This is a genomic window from Streptomyces sp. NPDC127092, from assembly GCF_042722475.1.
Classification (GTDB): Bacteria; Actinomycetota; Actinomycetes; order Streptomycetales; family Streptomycetaceae; genus Streptomyces.
In genome coordinates this window covers 62,600-80,116 of the sequence record NZ_JBHXFE010000020.1, presented here as the reverse complement: position 1 = coordinate 80,116, position 17,517 = coordinate 62,600, and the positions used below count along the sequence as shown (strand labels likewise).

Below are 17,517 nucleotides of genomic sequence, written 5' to 3'. Positions count from 1 at the left end.
GCGGCAGCTTAGATCCCGCCGGGCGGCGGCTAGGCGTCGCCCTCCCGTTCGGCGAGGAAGCGCTCGAACTCCCGGCCCAGCTCGTCCGCGGAAGGCAGGTCGACCGGCTCGGCGACCAGACTGCCCCGGGTCTCGGCGCCCGCCATCGCGTCGTACTGGTGCTCAAGGCCCTGGACGAGCGCGATCAGCTCCTCGTCGCCCTCGCCGATCTGGCGGTCGATCTCGGTCTGGGTCCGCCGGGCCTCGGTGCGCAGGGCGTGGGCGACGCCGGGCAGGACCAGGCCGGTGGCGGCGGTGACCGCCTCGAGGGCGGTGAGTGCGGCGTCCGGGTACGGGGAGCGGGCCACGTAGTGCGGGACGTGGGCGGCGACGCCGAGGGTGTCGTGTCCGGCCTCGGTGAGGCGGAACTCGATGAGGGACTCGGCGCTGCCGGGCACCTGGGCCTCGTCGAAGGGGCTGCGGTGGCCGGGCATGAGGTCCGTGCGGTTCCCGTGCGGGGTGAGGCCGACGGGTCGGGTGTGCGGGACGCCCATGGGGATGCCGTGGAAGTTGACCGCGAGCCGGACGCCCAGGCGCTCGACGATCTGGCGCACGGCGGCGGCGAAGCGCTCCCACTCGACGTCCGGCTCGGGTCCGGTCAGCACCAGGAAGGGGGCTCCGGTGGCGTCCTGGACGATGCGCACCTCGATCGCCGGCGTCTCGTACGCGGTCCAGCGGTCGCGGCGGAAGGTCAGGAGGGGGCGGCGGGCGCGGTAGTCCACCAGCCGGTCGTGGTCGAAGCGGGCCACCACCTGGTGGGGCAGGGTGTCGAGCAGGCGGGTGATGATCTGCTCGCCGGTCTCACCGGCGTCGATGTAGCCGTCGAAGTGGTAGAGCATGACCAGTCCGGCCGACTCCTGCGCCAGGGCCATGTCGACCACGGCCAGACCCTTCTGGTCCCATTCGTACAAATCCTGGGGATCAAGCACGATTTCCGCTCCTCCTCGCGTTCTCCCTGGACAACACCGGCCGGTGCACGGCCATTCCCGGGTCGGCGGCGAATGGCGGCGAACGGCCGAAGCGTGGAAGGAGGGGGCGGAAAACGAACCGAGGCCCGCCTCCCCGAAGGGAGACGGGCCTCGACGCTAGCTACTGGAGCTCAGCGGAGAGCCGGATTCAGCTCTGGCCGCCGGCCAGCTTCTCGCGCAGGGCGGCGAGGGCCTCGTCCGACGCCAGGGCGCCGGAGTTGTCGTCCGACTCCGAGGAGTAGGAGCCACCGGTCGGCGCGGCGGCCGGAGCGGCGGCGCCACCCTCGGCAGCGGCGGCCTCGTCGGCCTCGCGGGACTTGATGACCTGGGCCTGGTGCTGCTCGAAGCGCTGCTGCGCCTCGGCGTACTGGGTCTCCCACGCCTCGCGCTGGGCCTCGTAGCCCGGCAGCCAGTCGTTGGTCTCCGGGTCGAAGCCCTCGGGGTAGATGTAGTTGCCCTGGTCGTCGTAGGACGCGGCCATGCCGTACAGGGTCGGGTCGAACTCGACCGAGGCCGGGTCGGCACCGAAGGACTCGTTGGCCTGCTTCAGCGAGAGGCTGATGCGACGGCGCTCGAGGTCGATGTCGATGACCTTGACGAAGATCTCGTCGTTGACCTGGACGACCTGCTCCGGGATCTCCACGTGGCGCTCGGCCAGCTCGGAGATGTGGACCAGACCCTCGATGCCCTCGTCCACGCGGACGAACGCACCGAACGGAACCAGCTTGGTGACCTTACCCGGGACGACCTGGCCGATCTGGTGGGTACGGGCGAACTGCTGCCACGGGTCCTCCTGGGTCGCCTTCAGCGACAGGGAGACGCGCTCGCGGTCCATGTCCACGTCGAGAACCTCGACGGTGACCTCCTGGCCGACCTCGACGACCTCGGACGGGTGGTCGATGTGCTTCCAGGACAGCTCGGAGACGTGCACGAGACCGTCGACGCCACCCAGGTCCACGAAGGCACCGAAGTTGACGATCGAGGACACGACGCCGGAGCGGACCTGACCCTTCTGGAGGGTCGTGAGGAAGGTCTGGCGGACCTCGGACTGGGTCTGCTCGAGCCAGGCGCGGCGGGACAGGACCACGTTGTTGCGGTTCTTGTCCAGCTCGATGATCTTCGCCTCGAGCTCCTTGCCCACGTAGGGCTGGAGGTCGCGGACACGACGCATCTCGACCAGGGAGGCCGGGAGGAAGCCGCGGAGGCCGATGTCGAGGATGAGACCACCCTTGACGACCTCGATGACGGTACCGGTGACGATGCCGTCCTCTTCCTTGATCTTCTCGATGGTGCCCCAGGCACGCTCGTACTGGGCGCGCTTCTTCGAGAGGATCAGGCGGCCTTCCTTGTCCTCCTTCTGGAGAACCAGGGCCTCGATCTCGTCGCCGACCTTGACGACCTCGTTCGGGTCGACGTCGTGCTTGATCGAGAGCTCGCGGCTCGGGATGACACCTTCGGTCTTGTAACCGATGTCGAGCAGGACCTCGTCCCGGTCGACCTTCACGATGACGCCGTCGACGATGTCGCCGTCGTTGAAGTACTTGATCGTCTCGTCGATCGCGGCGAGGAAGGCTTCCTCGTTACCGATGTCGTTGACCGCAACCTGCGGGGTGGTGGCGGTGGTCTCGGTGCTGCTCGTCATGTGGGAAAGGGCTCCGGTACGGACATGAAGTCGTAGGTACTGCTACGCCGAGAGCCCGTATCGCAGCTGAAGAAGCCGGACAGCAAAGGAAGCACCTGGCCCGGTGAAGGGCGGCGCCTCGAGAACCGAGGGGACATACAACAGATGCGAGCGCGGCCTGCTCCGTCTGAGGCGCGCAGGCCCGCAGCGCAACCTTTAGCATACGGGGGCGGCCGGACAGGGTCAATGCGCGAAGCGCACACCCGGGGCGGATCGCCGCATACCCGGCACAACTCATGTCGGCCCAGGCCATCCTGGCCACGGGCGAGCCTCGACGCGCACCCGCTCGCGGCTCTGAGCGCAAACTACATCGACGGGCGAGATGAACCAAGAGTACGGACAGGAAGACGGTCCCGGCGGGCTCGAGGACGAGGCGGAGGCGACCCGCCGTGACGCCGGGGACGCGGAGAGCAGCCGGGCGAGCCGGAGCTGGTGGGACCGCAACGCCGACGAGTACCAGAGCGAGCACGGCGCGTTCCTCGGGGACGACCGGTTCGTGTGGGGCCCGGAGGGTCTGGACGAGGCGGAGGCGGGGCTGCTCGGCCCGGCCGGCTCGCTGAAGGGCCTCGCCGTGCTGGAGATCGGCGCGGGCGCGGCGCAGTGCTCGCGCTGGCTGGCCGCCCAGGGCGCCCGGCCGGTGGCGCTTGACCTCTCGCACCGCCAGTTGCAGCACGCGCTGCGGATCGGCGGCGAGGTGCCGCTGGTGGAGGCGGACGCGGGGGCGCTGCCGTTCCGCGACGGCAGCTTCGACCTGGCCTGCTCGGCGTACGGCGCGGTGCCGTTCGTGGCGGATCCGGTACGGGTCTTCCGCGAGGTCCGCCGGGTGCTGCGGCCGGGCGGGCGGTGGGTCTTCTCGGTGACCCACCCGATCCGCTGGGCCTTCCCGGACGAGCCGGGGCCGGAGGGGCTGTCGGTCGCCGCCTCCTACTTCGACCGGACGCCGTACGTGGAGCAGGACGAGCGAGGACGCGCGGTCTACGTCGAGCACCACCGGACGATCGGGGACCGGGTGCGGGACGTGGTGGCCGGCGGTTTCCGGCTGCTGGACCTGGTGGAGCCCGAGTGGCCGGCCTGGAACAGCCAGGAATGGGGCGGCTGGTCCCCGCTGCGCGGCAACCTGATCCCGGGTACGGCGATCTTCGTGTGCGAGCGCGCGGACGACTGAGTCCGGCGAGGGGCCGGGGGCGCGACCGGCCGCCGCACCACCATTAGTCATACGAATCGGTGGTGCCTGTGGACAACCGGACGCAGCCGGTCGGCCCGGCGTACGAGACTTGCCACGTGATCCGAAACGACGCACTCGACCTGCTTCCCGTCCGCCATGCCGTCCCCGAGCTGCTGAGCGCGCTCGAGGAGCGCGGCACGGCCGTGCTGCACTCCCCGCCCGGGACCGGCAAGACCACGCTGGTCCCGCTGGCGCTCGCGGGACTCATAGGGGACGGGCCGGAGCGACGGGTGCTGGTGGCCGAGCCGCGCCGGATGGCGGTGCGGGCGGCGGCACGGCGGATGGCCTGGCTGCTGGGCGAGGACGTCGGCGGGGCCGTCGGATTCTCCGTGCGCGGAGAGCGGCGGGCCGGGCCGGCGACCCGGGTCGAGGTGGTGACCACGGGAGTGCTGCTCCAGCGGCTCCAGCGCGACCCGGAGCTGTCCGGCGTGGACGTGGTGCTGCTCGACGAGTGCCACGAGCGGCATCTGGACGCGGACACGGCGCTGGCGTTCCTGGTGGACGTGCGGGCGGCGCTGCGGCCGGAGCTGAAGCTGATCGCGGCGTCGGCGACGAGCGACGCGGAGGCGTGGGCGAATCTGCTGACGGTCCTGGACGGCAGCGGCGGCCCGGCGCCGGTCGTGCGGGCCGAGGGCAGGATCCACGGCTCCGCGATCCACTTCGCGCCGCCGCCGTCCGGTGTGCGGCCGGCGCACGGCACCTGGGTGGACCCCGCGCTGCTGCGCCACGTCGCGGCCACCGTCCGGGAGGCCCTGGAGCGGCACGAGGGCGATCTGCTCTGCTTCCTGCCGGGCACCGGGGAGATCGCCAGGACCGCGGGGCTGCTCGCGGACCTGGACGCCGAGGTGCTGCAGCTGCACGGGCGGGCTCCGGCGGCGGTGCAGGACGCGGTGCTGCGGGGAGCCGGGCCGGGCGGGCGGCGCCGGGTGGTGCTGGCGACCTCGGTGGCGGAGTCGAGCCTGACGGTGCCCGGAGTGCGGATCGTGGTGGACTCCGGGCTTTCCCGGGAGCCGCGCATGGACCACGCGCGGGGCCTCGGCTCGCTGGCGACGGTGCCGGTGTCGGTCGCGGTCGCGACCCAGCGCACGGGCCGGGCCGGGCGCGAGGGCTTCGGGACGGTGTACCGCTGCTGGTCCCCGGCGGAGGACGCACGGCTCGCGCGTTTCCCCGCACCCGAGATCAAGGTCGCCGACCTGGCCGACTTCGCCCTGCGGGCCGCGTGCTGGGGCGATCCGTCGGCTGCCGGGCTCGCACTGCTCGACGCGCCGCCGGCCGGGGCGATGGCGGCGGCCCGGCAGGTCCTCACGGCGATCGGGGCCGTGGACGAGGAAGGCCGGGCCACGGACCGCGGCGTGCGGATGTCCCGGCTCGGACTGCATCCGCGGCTCGGCAGGGCTCTTCTCGACGGGGCGCCCGAGGTCGGGGCGCGGCGGGCGGCGGAGGTGGTGGCGCTGCTCAGCGAGGAACCGCCCCGGGAGTACGGGGACGATCTGGCGGCGGCCTGGCGCGAGGCGCGCCGGGGCGGCGACGGGTACGCGGCGCGCTGGAAGGCGGAGGTCCGGCGGCTCGAGCGCTCGGCCGGCGAGGAGGCCGGCGGCGCGGGCGGCGGGCGGACCGGGTCTTCCGCGGCGGGCGGCGCGGAGGACGCGGCGGCGGGTCTGGTGACGGCCCTGGCGTTCCCGGAGCGGGTGGCGCGGGCGCGCGAGCAGGGCGGCCTGCTGATGGTGTCGGGCACGGGGGCGCGGCTGGCCGAGGGCTCGGGGCTGCGGTCGAGTCCGTGGCTGGCCGTCGCGGTGGCGGACCGTACAGCGCAGAGCGCCACGGCGCGGGTGCGACTGGCCGCCGTGGTGGACGAGGAGGTGGCGCGGCGCGCTGCGGGGCATCTGCTGAGCGCGGGCGAGGAGGTCCGCTGGGAGGACGGCGACGTGGTGGCCCGGTCGGTGGAGCGGCTCGGGGCGGTGGAGCTGACGGTCCGGCCGCTGCGGGAGGACGCGGATCCGGCGCTGGTGCGGGAGGCGCTGCTCGACGGGCTGCGCCGCGAGGGCACCGGGCTGCTGCGCTGGGGTCGGGACGCGGAGGAGCTGCGCGACCGGCTGGCCTTCCTCCACCGGGAGTTGGGCGAGCCGTGGCCGGACGTGTCGGAGGAGGCGCTGCTGGGCCGGGTGGCCGACTGGCTGGAGCCGGAGCTGTCGCGGGCGCGCCGGCGGGCCGATCTGGGGCGGATCGACGCCGGTGAGGGGTTGCGGCGGCTGTTGCCGTGGGCGACCGGTGAGGCGCTGCGCCTTGACGAGCTGGCGCCGGAGCGGATCGAGGTGCCGAGCGGTTCGCGGATACGGGTGGAGTACGGCGGGGAGCGGCCGGTGCTGGCGGTGAAGCTCCAGGAGATGTTCGGGCTCGCGGAGACGCCGCGGGTGGCCGGGGTCCCGGTCCTGGTGCATCTGCTCTCCCCCGCCGGGCGGCCGGCGGCCGTGACGTCCGATCTGGCCTCGTTCTGGCGGGACGGCTACCGGGCGGTGCGGGCGGAGCTGCGGGGCCGTTATCCGAAGCATCCGTGGCCGGAGGACCCTTCGTCGGCGGAGCCGACCCGCCACACCAGCGCCCGGCTCAGGCGGGAGCGGTGACGGGCGCCGGGCGGCGGGAGCGGGCTTCGAGCCAGAAGGAGAGGGCGAGCAGGAGGAGGGCGAGGACGGTGAAGGTCCACGGGAGATAGGAGACGAGCATCAGGACCATCAGCCGGTTGCCTTCGACCAGGTCGACGACGTAGGCGATGTAGTCCTCGCGCATCTTCACGTGGCCCTCGAAGACGGTGACGGTGTCCTGGCCCATCAGGGCGCGGGCGTTGCGGAGCTCCTCCTTGTGGATCTCCTCGCCGTTGACGGGAGCGCCGGTGACCGGGTCGATCCAGAACATGCGCTTGGTGGTGTACCAGCGGGTGAGGCCGGTCCTGGCGAGGACGTCGGGGGCGATGTCGATAGGCATCGTCTTGGGCATGGGGACCTTGGTCCAGGGGACGGTCTGCTCGAAGTAGTAGACCTCCAGGCCGCGGAAGGTGCGGGTGCCCTTGTAGTGGATCGGGGCGGAGGTGCGGGTCTGGGCGTCGAAGTACTGGTAGTCCCGCTTCTCGGTGAGGAAGGGCCACTTGAACTCGATGCCCTCGCGGCGGACCGGGTCGCCGTCGACCGTCTCGCCGGTGGCGTGGACCGGGTCCTGGGTGTGGGCGTCGAAGATGTAGCGCTCGGGGATCTTGGAGACCATCTTGCCGTCGGGGCCGAGGACGTAGGAGAGCGAGTCCCAGACGACGACGTCGCGGCCGGCGTCGCGTTCGATCTTCTTCGACTCCTCCACGTTGCCCTTGAGGGTCTGGACGATGGTGATCTTGTCGACCTTCTCGGCCTTGAGGGTGGAGTAGTCGAGCAGGGTCGCGGGCTTCGCCTCCAGGACCGTCTCCTGGTACTGGTTCGGCGGGATCTTGGCCAGGCGGGGGAAGGCGTACCAGCGCATCGTGGGGGCCATGGCGGCGAAGAAGACAGCGAAGGAGAGCAGGACGAGGCTGGCGCGGCGGCGCATCGGACGGCCCCTCACTTCTTGGGGCCGGGATCGGCGGTGAGCAGGGGCTGCGGCGAGGTGGGCCCGTCCGGCGGCAGATCGACGAAGGAGACGAGGAGGATGAACAGGAGGACGGGAACGAGTCCGATGGCGGCGGCGGCAAGAGCGCGCAAGGTCGGCCTCCCGGTGCTCGATCTGATACGGCGTCAGGGCGGGGGCACCGTAGCAACGTCGCCGCGAGATGAGAACACGTTGCACCCGGAACACGGGCGCCGCCCTCGCGTCCGGCGGGGACACGAGGGCGGCGGGCGGTGACGAGCGGAGACCTCGGGAGGTCAGGAGGTCGGCGTGGGCTCCGGAGTGCCGCCGGTCGACGAGGAGGGCGACGGCGTCGGGGTCGGCGTCGGCTCGGGCGCCGGGGCGGTGACCTTGATCGTGATCGTCGCCGTGCCGCCGCCCGGCGCGGTCAGCCGCAGCAGGAAGGTGCCGGCCTTGTCGCCCGCGTAGATCTCCGGCAGCTCGTACGTGCCGTCGGCGCGGGTCGTCAGACCGGTCAGGGTGCGCACGGCGGTGCCGTCGGCGGCCTTGAAGTAGGGGCCGTCGGTGGCGGGCTGCGGGTCGGTCGCCGACGTGACGAACGTGGCGGTGAGGGCGACACCGGCCGCGGCGGCCCCGCCGTCGGTGGCCTTGACCGTCACCGGGCCGGTGACGGTGGCGCCGGTGGTGGCGGCGAGCTCCTTGGCGTCGACGTGGGTGAGGGTGTCGGCGGAGCGCTCGGTGACGGTGGCGGTGAACTCGACCGCGTTCAGGGCGCGGCCCACGACGGTGGCGCTGACCGCGAAGCCGCCGGTCAGTTCGCCGGCCTTCAGTGACGGCGCGACGGCCTTGCCGCTCGACCCGGTGACGGCGGTGACCTCGCGCGCACCGACGGCGAAGCGGGCGTCCGTCTCGCCGGTGATCCGGAAGCGCACCTGGACACCGGCGACCGGCCTGCCGGCCAGGTCGACGGCGAGCACCGTCGGCCTCGTGACGAAGGTGCCGCCGGCGGTGGCCCTGAGGCTGGTGGCGCCGTCCCTGGTCAGGCGCACCACCTTGGCCGCCGGGTCGGTGGTGGGCGGCGTGGTCGGCTTGGTGGGCGTCGGCTCGGCCGGCTTGGACGGGGTCGGCTTCGGCGCGGTCGGCTTCGGCGACGCGGGGGCCGTCGGCGTCGGACGGGCGCCGGGCCTGGTGCCCGGGTTGTCGCTGCGGTTGCCCGGGAGCACACCGGTGCCGTCGGGCACCTGGTGGGTGCCGCGCTTGTAGTACTCGAACCAGGACAGGACGGTGTTCAGGTACTCCCGCGAGCGGTTGTAGCTGAGGACCGCCTGGTCCAGGTCGGCCTTGACGGCGAGGTTGCGGCCGTTGGCGCAGAGGTAGAGACCGGCGGCCTGGGCCGCGTCGTAGATGTTGTTCGGGTCCTTCTTCCCGTCGCCGTTGGCGTCCTGGCCCCAGGTGGCCCAGGTGGACGGGATGAACTGCATCGGGCCGACCGCCCGGTCGTGCGTGCTGTCGCCGTCGTAGGCGCCGTTGTCGGTGTCGGAGATGTTGGCGAACCCGACGCCGTTGAGGACCGGGCCGAGGATCGGCGAGTTCGTGGTGCCGTTGGCGTCGACGGCTCCGCCGCGCGCCTGACCGGACTCGACCTTGCCGATGCCGGCGAGCAGCTGCCAGGGCAGGTTGCAGTCGGGGTCGGTGGAGCGTATCGACTGCTCGGCGCGCTGGTAGGCGGCGAGGACGGACGCGGGTATGCCGGCCTCCGCGGGGCCGGTGATGATCGGCAGCGTGCTGCTGGGAGCGCCCGGCTTGTTGGGCGTGTTCAGCGGAGGGAGCTCGGTGTAGTACGGCGAGTCGCCGGAGGCCGAGCCGTCCGGCGGCGCGGTGCTGTCGCCGGCCCCGATCGGCAGGTCACCGCTCGCGCCGTCGGCGGGCGGCTGAGTCGTGCCCGGCCCCTGCGAGGCGGCGAGCGCCGCGACCGCCGCGGCCACCACCGCACCGCTGGTGGCTCCCCTGCGCAGCCGGCGGCCCAAGTGCGCTGCCATACGTGTGGTCCCTCCCCGAGTCCCTCGTCCGCGCTCCCCGCGCGAGTCCGACCCGCCGACCCTATGCCAACTCCGACGCCCGGCACACCGGGCCCTGACCGTGTTTCACGGTTTCGTCACCACTTGGCCGTCCGGGCTTTCTGCTCGGGACGGTCAGGAATACTTGGCTGGCACATCGGACGAGGGGGAGCTCGGTGCCTTTCACGCTCAGTCATGCCGCAGCGGTGCTGCCGGCACTCCGGCGGGACGCCACGGCCCGGGGCCCGTTGGTGGCGTCGGCCCTGGTGGCGGGCTCGTTCTCACCCGACATGACCTACTTCGCCGCTTCTGTCGTGCCCGGCGCGATGCAGTTCGGGAACGTGACGCACTCCTTTCTCGGAGTCGTCACGGTGGACGTGCTCATCACCGCCGTGGTGGTGGCGCTGTGGCTGATGGTGCGTGAGCCGCTGGTGGCGCTGCTTCCGGGGCGGTGGCAGGGGCGGGTGTACGGCTTCGTGCGCGGCCGGTCGTGGCGGGAGCGCCGCCGGGTGGCGCTCGCGGGCTGGTTCGCCGTGTCGGCGGCTGTCGGCGCGACCACGCACGTCGTGTGGGACGCCTTCACCCATCTCGACCGCTGGGGCACCCGGCTGATCCCGGTACTCGGCGAGGTGGTGGGCGGATTCCCCGTCTATCTGTACGCGCAGTACGGCGGTTCGGCGCTGGCGCTGGTCCTGCTGGGCTGGTTCACCCTGCGGGCGCTGCGCGCGGTGCCCGCCGGCGGGCACCGGCCCGCGCGGGTGCCGGTCCTCGGCCGGCGCGGGCTGCTGCTCGCGGTGGGCGTCATCGGGGCGTGCGTGCTGGCCGGGGTGATCCACCGGGTGCAGCGCTTCTACGCGTACTGGGGCGGCATCGGCACGCCCGTGGACATCATCCCGACGATCTGCTTCGGGGCCGGTTCGGGGCTGCTTCTCGGCGTGCTGTTGTACGGGGCGGGGGTGCGGGTGTGGGCCGCGTCACGGCCGGAGGCGCGGTCGGCGTCACGGCCGGCTCCTCGTGCGGAGGGTCTCCGTCTCCGTACGGACGATCCGGCGTCGGGGCGGCGGCCGGAGCACTCCCGTCCGGGACCGCGCTGACGCCTCCGGCGGGGTGAAGCCGCGAGCCGCCGCGCCTCCGGGGCGCCGCTTGCCGGGCCTGGGCTTCCACGCCTGAACGGCTAGCCACACGGAGGGCGCGGCGCTCTGGCGGTGCGGGCAGGAACAGGGGGCGGAGGCGCCCGCCGAGGGCGCCGTCCCGTGTGCCCACCCGTCCCGCCCCAGCGGGACGAATGCCCACACGGAGGTGCGCCGGGCCGAGGCCAGGCATATGGGCACCGCCCCGCAGGACGGGACGAGGCCCCCAGGACTAGGCGAGCCCCACAGGCGGGCGCGGTCCCCGCCGCGTCGAGCGGGGGCCGACGGCGCGTCCGGAGAGGGTTGGCGGGGTTGGCACTGCGACCGGCAGGGGCCCGCGCCGCATGAGGCGCGGGCCCCCGTGGGGCTTGGGTCCTGTAGGGCGGGGCCCCGTGACGCGCGGGCCCTATAAGGTCCGGGGCCGCGGGACCCGGGCCCCGTTGGGCGCGGGTCCCGTAGGGCCCGGATCCCGCAGGGCCCGGATCCCGCAGGGCCCGGATCCCGCAGGGCCCGGGTCCCGCAGGGCGCGGGGCTTCTCGGGTGCGGGCGGTTTCCTGCCGTCTTGTCAGTGGGCTGCTGAGTCCCAGTCGGTGCCTACGCCTACCGAGACGTCCAGGGGGGCGCGGAGGTCCACTGCCGTGGACATCTGGGCGCGGACGAGGGATTCGACCTCGGCGCGTTCGCCCGGGGCGAGTTCCAGGACGATTTCGTCGTGGACCTGGAGGAGCATGCGGGACGCGAGGCCCGCCTCCCGGAGTGCGCGGTCCACGTTCAGCATCGCGACCTTGACGATGTCCGCGGCGGTGCCCTGGATCGGGGCGTTGAGCGCCATGCGCTCGGCGGCCTCGCGGCGCTGGCGGTTGTCGCTGTTGAGGTCCGGAAGGTAGCGGCGGCGGCCGAGCATCGTCTCGGTGTAGCCGGTGGCCCGGGCCTCGTCGACGACCCGGCGGAGATAGTCGCGCACACCGCCGAAGCGCTCGAAGTACGTGTCCATCAGACCGCGGGCCTCGGCCGGTTCGATGCCCAGCTGCTGGGAGAGGCCGAAGGCCGACAGGCCGTACGCCAGGCCGTACGACATGGCCTTGATCTTGCGGCGCATCTCGGCGTCGACGGCGGACCGCTCGACGCCGAAGACCTGCGAGGCGACCGTGGTGTGCAGGTCCTCGCCCGAGGTGAAGGCCTCGATCAGGCCCTCGTCCTCGGAGAGGTGGGCCATGACGCGCAGCTCGATCTGGCTGTAGTCGGCGGTCATCAGGGCCTCGAAGCCCTCGCCGACCACGAAGCCGTGCCGGATGGCGCGGCCCTCGTCCGTCCGCACCGGCACGTTCTGCAGGTTGGGGTCGGTGGAGGAGAGGCGGCCCGTGGCGGCGACGGTCTGGCTGAAGGTGGTGTGGATGCGGCCGTCCGCCGCGACGGTCTTGATCAGGCCCTCGACCGTGGACCGCAGGCGGGCCTGCTCGCGGTGGCGGAGCATGATCACCGGGAGCTCGTGCTCGGTCTGGCCGGCCAGCCAGGCCAGCGCGTCGGCGTCCGTCGTGTAGCCGGTCTTGGTCTTCTTGGTCTTCGGCAGGTTGAGCTCGCCGAAGAAGACCTCCTGGAGCTGCTTGGGCGAGCCGAGGTTGAACTCGTGGCCGACGGAGGCGTGGGCCTCCTTGACCGCCTGCTGCACCGCGCCCGCGAACTGCTGCTCCAGGGCCTCCAGGTGGTCCCGGTCGGCGGCGATGCCGTGCCGCTCCAGGCGGGCGAGGAGGATCGAGGTGGGCAGTTCGACCTCGTGGAGGAGGTCCTTGGCGCCCACCTCGACGAGCTTCTCCTCGAAGGCCGCGCCGAGATCCAGCACCGCCCGGGCCTGGCTCATCAGGGCCTCGGCCTCGGCGGTGTCGTCGGCGCCGAACGCGAGCTGGCCGTCGGCGGCCGCGGCGGGCGCGAGCTCGCGTCCCAGGTACTCGACGGACAGCGCGTCCAGGGCGAAGGAGCGGCGGCCGGGCTTCACCAGGTACGCGGCGAGCGCGGTGTCCATGGTGACGCCGGCGACGCTCCAGCCGTGCTCGGGGAAGACCCGCATGGCGCCCTTGGCGTTGTGCATCACCTTGGGCCGGGCCGGGTCGGCGATCCACGCCGACCAGGCCTGCTCGTCCGCCTCGTCCAGCTCGCTCGGGTCGAACCAGGCCGCGGCGCCGTCGCCGGCGGCGAGGGCGATCTCCGAGACGTTCCCGGTGCCGAGGGCCCAGCTGTCGACGGTGGCGATGCCGAGGGGCTGGTCGCCGTGCTCGGCGAGCCAGCCGGCGAGCTCGCCGGTGCCGAGGACGGTGAAGTCGAGCGCGACACCGGGCGCGGGGGCCGGGGCGGCCTCCTCGGCGGCGCCGGGGTCGACGGCGAGGAGCCGCTCGCGCAGCGAGGGGTTGCGGATCTCCAGGGTGTCGAGGACGAGCGCGACGGCCGTGCGGTCGTACGGCGCGCGGGCCAGGTCCGCCACGGTCTTCGACAGCTCGACGTCGCGGACCATCTCGGTGAGGCGGCGGTTGAGCTTCACCGACTCCAGATGGTCACGGAGGTTCTGGCCTGCCTTGCCCTTGACCTCCTCGGCGCGCTCCACCAGCTCGGCGAAGGACCCGAACTGGTTGATCCACTTCGCGGCGGTCTTCTCACCGACGCCGGGGATGCCGGGCAGGTTGTCCGACGGGTCGCCGCGCAGGGCAGCGAAGTCCGGGTACTGCGAGGGCGAGAGCCCGTACTTCTCCTGGACCTTCTCCGGGGTGAAGCGGGTCAGCTCGGAGACGCCCTTGGTGGGGTAGAGGACCGTGGTGTGCTCGCTGACCAGCTGGAAGGAGTCCCGGTCGCCGGTGACGATCAGGACCTCGAAGCCCTCGGCCTCCGCCTGGGTGGCGAGGGTGGCGATGACGTCGTCCGCCTCGAAGCCGTCGACCGCGAAGCGCGGGGCGTGCATCGCGTCGAGCAGCTCGCCGATCAGCTCGACCTGGCCCTTGAACTCGTCGGGCGTCTTGGAGCGGTTCGCCTTGTACTCGGGGAACTCGTCGGAGCGCCAGGTCTTGCGGGACACGTCGAACGCGACGGCGAAGTGCGTGGGCGCCTCGTCGCGGAGAGTGTTCGCCAGCATCGACGCGAATCCGTAGATCGCGTTCGTCGGCTGCCCGGTCGCGGTGGTGAAGTTCTCCGCGGGCAGCGCGAAGAACGCCCGGTACGCCAGCGAATGCCCGTCCATGAGCATGAGCCGGGGGCGCTTCTCGTCGGTCTTCTCGGTCTTCTTCGATGCTGTCTCAGCCACGGGACGATCCTCCCACGGCCCACTGACATTCCCCGCCGCGCAGGACGACCGCGCCGGGGCGGGGGCCCCGGCTGTCGGTGGTCCGTGACAGGATCGGAGACGTACGACACTCGTCACCGCTCAAGGGAGAGCGCGATGGTCAGCAAGCCGCCCGTCGGCGACCCGGTCCAGGACGCGCCGCAGGTCGCGGCGCCGCAGCACGCCGCGGCCGGGCTGCCCGCCGTCGCGCACACCCTGCGGATCGCGCAGGCGCAGATGGGCGTGCGGCGCACCGCGCGGACGCTGCTCAAGGTCAACCAGAAGGACGGCTTCGACTGTCCCGGCTGCGCCTGGCCCGAGGCCGACAAGCGGCACGTGGCGGAGTTCTGCGAGAACGGGGCGAAGGCGGTCGCCGAGGAGGCGACGCTGCGCCGGGTGACGCCGGAGTTCTTCGCCGCGCACCCGGTGGCGGACCTGGCGACGCGCAGTGGCTACTGGCTGGGCCAGCAGGGCCGGATCACGCAGCCGATGTATCTGCCGGAGGGCGGCGACCGGTACGAGCCGGTGAGCTGGGAACGGGCCTTCTCGATCATCGCGGAGGAGCTGACGGCGCTCTCCTCCCCCGACGAGGCCCTGTTCTACACCTCGGGCCGGACCAGCAACGAGGCCGCGTTCCTGCTCCAGCTGTTCGCCCGCGAGTTCGGCACCAACAACCTGCCGGACTGCTCGAACATGTGCCACGAGTCCTCGGGCTCGGCACTGACCGAGACGATCGGCGTCGGCAAGGGCAGCGTGTCCCTGGAGGACCTGCACCGGGCCGACCTGATCGTCGTGGCCGGGCAGAACCCCGGGACGAACCATCCGCGGATGCTCTCGGCCCTGGAAAAGGCGAAGGCGGCCGGCGCGCGGATCATCTCGGTGAACCCGCTGCCCGAGGCCGGTCTGGAGCGGTTCAAGAACCCGCAGACGGCGCAGGGCATGATCAGGGGCGCCGCGCTCACCGACCTCTTCCTGCAGATCCGCATCGGCGGCGACCAGGCCCTCTTCCGCCTGCTCAACAAGCTGGTGCTGGAGACGGAGGGGGCGGTCGACGAGGCCTTCGTACGGGAGCACACCCACGGGTACGAGGAGTTCGCCGCGGCCGCGAAGGCGGCCGACTGGGACGAGACGCTGGCGGCGACCGGTCTGTCCCGGGCCGAGATCGAGCGGGCCCTGGAGATGGTGCTCGCCTCGGAGCGGACCATCGTCTGCTGGGCGATGGGGCTCACCCAGCACAAGCACTCCGTGCCGACCATCCGCGAAGTGGTCAACTTCCTGCTGCTGCGCGGCAACATCGGGCGGCCGGGTGCCGGCGTGTGCCCGGTGCGGGGTCATTCGAACGTGCAGGGCGACCGCACCATGGGCATCTTCGAGCGGCCGGCACCGGCCTTCCTCGACGCCCTGGACAAGGAGTTCGGGATCGTCTCGCCGCGCCACCACGGCTTCGACGTGGTGCGTTCCATCCAGGCGCTGCGCGACGGCGAGGCGAAGGTCTTCTTCGCCATGGGCGGGAACTTCGTCGGGGCGACGCCGGACACGGACGTCACCGAGGCGGCGATGCGGAACGCCCGCCTGACGGTGCACGTGTCGACGAAGCTGAACCGCTCACACGCGGTCACCGGCACGCGCGCGCTGATCCTGCCGACGCTCGGCCGCACGGACAAGGACGTGCGGAAGAGCACTCTCGGTGGAAAAGGCACTGCGCAGTTCGTGACGGTCGAGGACTCGATGGGGCTGGTGCACGCCTCGCGCGGCAATCTGCCGCCGGCGAGCCCGCACCTCCTGTCCGAGCCGGCGATCGTGGCGCGGATGGCGCGGGCGGTCCTGGGCGAGGGTTCGGCGACGCCGTGGGAGGAGTTCGAGGCGGACTACGCGCGGATCCGCGACCGCATCGCGCGCGTGGTGCCCGGTTTCGAGGACTTCAACGCACGGCTGGCCGCCGACCCGGGCGGCTTCGCGCTGCCGCACGCGCCGCGCGACGAGCGCCGCTTCCCGACCAGGACCGGCAAGGCGAACTTCACGGCGGCGCCCGTGGAGTACCCGAGGGTGCCGGAGGGCCGGCTGCTGCTGCAGACGCTGCGCTCGCACGACCAGTACAACACCACCATCTACGGTCTGGACGACCGTTACCGGGGCATCACGGGCGGCCGCCGGGTGGTTCTGGTCCACCCAGAGGACGCGGCGGCGCTCGGCTTCGCGGACGGGGCGTACGCGGATCTGGTGAGCGAGTGGACCGACGGCAGCGAGCGGCGGGCGCCCGGTTTCCGGGTGGTGCACTATCCGACGGCCCGGGGCTGCGCGGCGGCCTACTACCCGGAGACGAACGTGCTCGTGCCGCTGGAGTCGACGGCCGACGTCAGCAACACCCCCGCCAGCAAGTCCGTGATCGTGCGTCTGGAACAATCCGAGTCCGCCTAAGCGTTTGCTCAGGCGGCTCGGAGTGATCGAGCCTCGGGGGATCGAGCCTTGAGGGATCGAGCCTTGAGGGATCGAGCCTTGATCGAGCATCGAGTCAGCGAGAGACCAGCCGTACGACGACGAACGGAGCCCGGCGATGGGTGAGCAGCAGCATGTGAAGTTCCCGCAGGAGGTCATCGACGAGTACGCCTCGCTCGGCGTGGACCTGCCGGCGCTCTTCTCGGCCGGGCACCTGGGCAACCGGATGGGCGTGCAGATCGTCGAGGCCTCGGCGGAGCGGGTGGTCGGCACCATGCCGGTGGAGGGCAACACCCAGCCGTACGGTCTGCTGCACGGCGGCGCCTCTGCGGTGCTCGCCGAGACCCTGGGCTCGATCGGTTCGATGCTGCATGGTGGGGTGTCCCGGATCGCCGTGGGCGTGGATCTGAACTGCACGCACCACCGTGGGGTGCGCAGCGGTCTGGTGACGGGTGTCGCGACGCCGGTGCACCGGGGGCGGTCGACCGCCACGTACGAGATCGTGATCACTGACGAGCAGGACAAGAGGGTCTGCTCGGCACGGCTTACCTGCATGCTGCGGGAGATCGGCGAGAAGGACGCGGGCAACGTGCCGGCGGCGGGGCGGCTCGACGGCGCTGGCACCGACGCCGACGCCTAGACCGTTCCGGCGCCCCCTGGCGACGGCGCCGCGCCCTCAGACCCGTGGGCCTGCGGGGTCCGGGGCCTCCGCGGGGGCGGGGGTGTCCGGACTGCCACCTCCACTTCGCTTCGCTCGTGGAGGAGGCCAAAACGTCCGGACACCCCCACCCCCGCTCCGACCCCGAACCCCTCCCCGCCGTCGTCGGACTCGGCTTCTCTTCGGCCTCGCCCCCGTCCCGCCGTCGTCGTGCGCGGGTCCGCTCCGGTCCCGGACCCCTCCCCGCCGTCATCGTGTGCCGGTCCGTTCCGACCCCGAACCCCTTCCCGCCGTCGTCGGCCTCGGCCCTTCTCCGGTCCCGGATCCCATCCCGCCGTCGTCGGCCTCGGCCCCCTCCGGTCCCGGGCACGTCGGCCGTCGGCTTCTTCCTGCCGGAGGCGGCCTCGTCGTCGGTCTTCTCAACTCCCGTTTCT

Annotated in this window: 11 protein-coding genes; 5 read left to right on the top strand and 6 right to left on the bottom strand. The window is 72.5% G+C overall.

All coding sequences use genetic code 11. The features are described 5' to 3' along the window. Positions 1-29: 29 nt before the first annotated feature. Positions 30-968 carry a PAC2 family protein gene (locus ACFWJO_RS18460; RefSeq protein ID WP_386866324.1) on the bottom strand — a complete coding sequence of 313 codons (939 nt, stop codon included), beginning with the start codon at positions 966-968 and terminating at the stop codon, positions 30-32. Positions 969-1,155: 187 nt separating this feature from the next. Then, positions 1,156-2,649 carry a 30S ribosomal protein S1 gene (rpsA, locus tag ACFWJO_RS18455; protein ID WP_031072721.1) on the bottom strand — a complete coding sequence of 498 codons (1,494 nt, stop codon included), beginning with the start codon at positions 2,647-2,649 and terminating at the stop codon, positions 1,156-1,158. 361 nt (positions 2,650-3,010) lie between these two features. Here rpsA and ACFWJO_RS18450 point away from each other — a divergent pair, with 361 nt between their 5' ends. Then, positions 3,011-3,853, top strand: coding sequence for a class I SAM-dependent methyltransferase (locus tag ACFWJO_RS18450; RefSeq protein WP_386866321.1), 843 nt, complete (start codon positions 3,011-3,013; stop codon positions 3,851-3,853). Between the two features lie 116 nt (positions 3,854-3,969). Beyond that, positions 3,970-6,534, top strand: a complete 2,565-nt coding sequence (gene hrpB, locus ACFWJO_RS18445) for an ATP-dependent helicase HrpB (protein ID WP_386866319.1) — start codon at positions 3,970-3,972, stop codon at positions 6,532-6,534. Here hrpB and ACFWJO_RS18440 read toward each other — a convergent pair. The 3 genes from ACFWJO_RS18440 to ACFWJO_RS18430 all read right to left on the bottom strand — a co-directional run bounded on the left by ACFWJO_RS18440 (position 6,518) and on the right by ACFWJO_RS18430 (position 9,537). Then, positions 6,518-7,480 carry a DUF3068 domain-containing protein gene (locus tag ACFWJO_RS18440; RefSeq protein ID WP_386866317.1) on the bottom strand — a complete coding sequence of 321 codons (963 nt, stop codon included), beginning with the start codon at positions 7,478-7,480 and terminating at the stop codon, positions 6,518-6,520. The two genes, hrpB and ACFWJO_RS18440, sit on opposite strands and share 17 nt — an antisense overlap. Positions 7,481-7,491: 11 nt before the next feature. Then, entirely contained in the window at positions 7,492-7,632 is a 141-nt protein-coding gene (locus ACFWJO_RS18435) for an SPW_0924 family protein (RefSeq protein WP_384419978.1), read from the bottom strand. 162 nt (positions 7,633-7,794) lie between these two features. Further along, positions 7,795-9,537: a lytic transglycosylase domain-containing protein gene (locus tag ACFWJO_RS18430; RefSeq protein WP_386866315.1), complete on the bottom strand. Its 1,743-nt coding sequence runs from the start codon at positions 9,535-9,537 to the stop codon at positions 7,795-7,797. A 194-nt stretch (positions 9,538-9,731) separates the two neighbouring features. Between ACFWJO_RS18430 and ACFWJO_RS18425 the strand changes: the two genes are divergently transcribed. Beyond that, positions 9,732-10,649, top strand: a complete 918-nt coding sequence (locus ACFWJO_RS18425) for a DUF4184 family protein (RefSeq protein WP_386866313.1) — start codon at positions 9,732-9,734, stop codon at positions 10,647-10,649. A gap of 601 nt (positions 10,650-11,250) precedes the next feature. Here ACFWJO_RS18425 and polA read toward each other — a convergent pair. Continuing rightward, complete coding sequence (gene polA / locus ACFWJO_RS18420) at positions 11,251-13,971, bottom strand: DNA polymerase I (RefSeq protein WP_386866311.1); 2,721 nt, start codon at positions 13,969-13,971, stop codon at positions 11,251-11,253. Positions 13,972-14,106: 135 nt separating this feature from the next. Between polA and ACFWJO_RS18415 the strand changes: the two genes are divergently transcribed. Both ACFWJO_RS18415 and ACFWJO_RS18410 read left to right on the top strand, forming a co-directional pair. Continuing rightward, positions 14,107-16,407: an FdhF/YdeP family oxidoreductase gene (locus ACFWJO_RS18415; protein WP_386866309.1), complete on the top strand. Its 2,301-nt coding sequence runs from the start codon at positions 14,107-14,109 to the stop codon at positions 16,405-16,407. 136 nt (positions 16,408-16,543) lie between these two features. Next, a complete protein-coding gene (locus tag ACFWJO_RS18410) occupies positions 16,544-17,065 on the top strand; it encodes a PaaI family thioesterase (RefSeq protein WP_386866307.1) in 522 nt (173 codons plus the stop codon). The last annotated feature ends 452 nt before the right edge of the window (positions 17,066-17,517 follow it).

Coding starts and splice junctions, on each gene's coding strand:
- rpsA (WP_031072721.1), bottom strand. CDS start 2,649: ATGACGAGCAGCACCGAGACCACCGCCACCACCCCGCAGGTTGCGGTC.
- ACFWJO_RS18450 (WP_386866321.1), top strand. CDS start 3,011: ATGAACCAAGAGTACGGACAGGAAGACGGTCCCGGCGGGCTCGAGGAC.
- ACFWJO_RS18440 (WP_386866317.1), bottom strand. CDS start 7,480: ATGCGCCGCCGCGCCAGCCTCGTCCTGCTCTCCTTCGCTGTCTTCTTC.
- ACFWJO_RS18430 (WP_386866315.1), bottom strand. CDS start 9,537: ATGGCAGCGCACTTGGGCCGCCGGCTGCGCAGGGGAGCCACCAGCGGT.
- ACFWJO_RS18415 (WP_386866309.1), top strand. CDS start 14,107: ATGGTCAGCAAGCCGCCCGTCGGCGACCCGGTCCAGGACGCGCCGCAG.
- ACFWJO_RS18410 (WP_386866307.1), top strand. CDS start 16,544: ATGGGTGAGCAGCAGCATGTGAAGTTCCCGCAGGAGGTCATCGACGAG.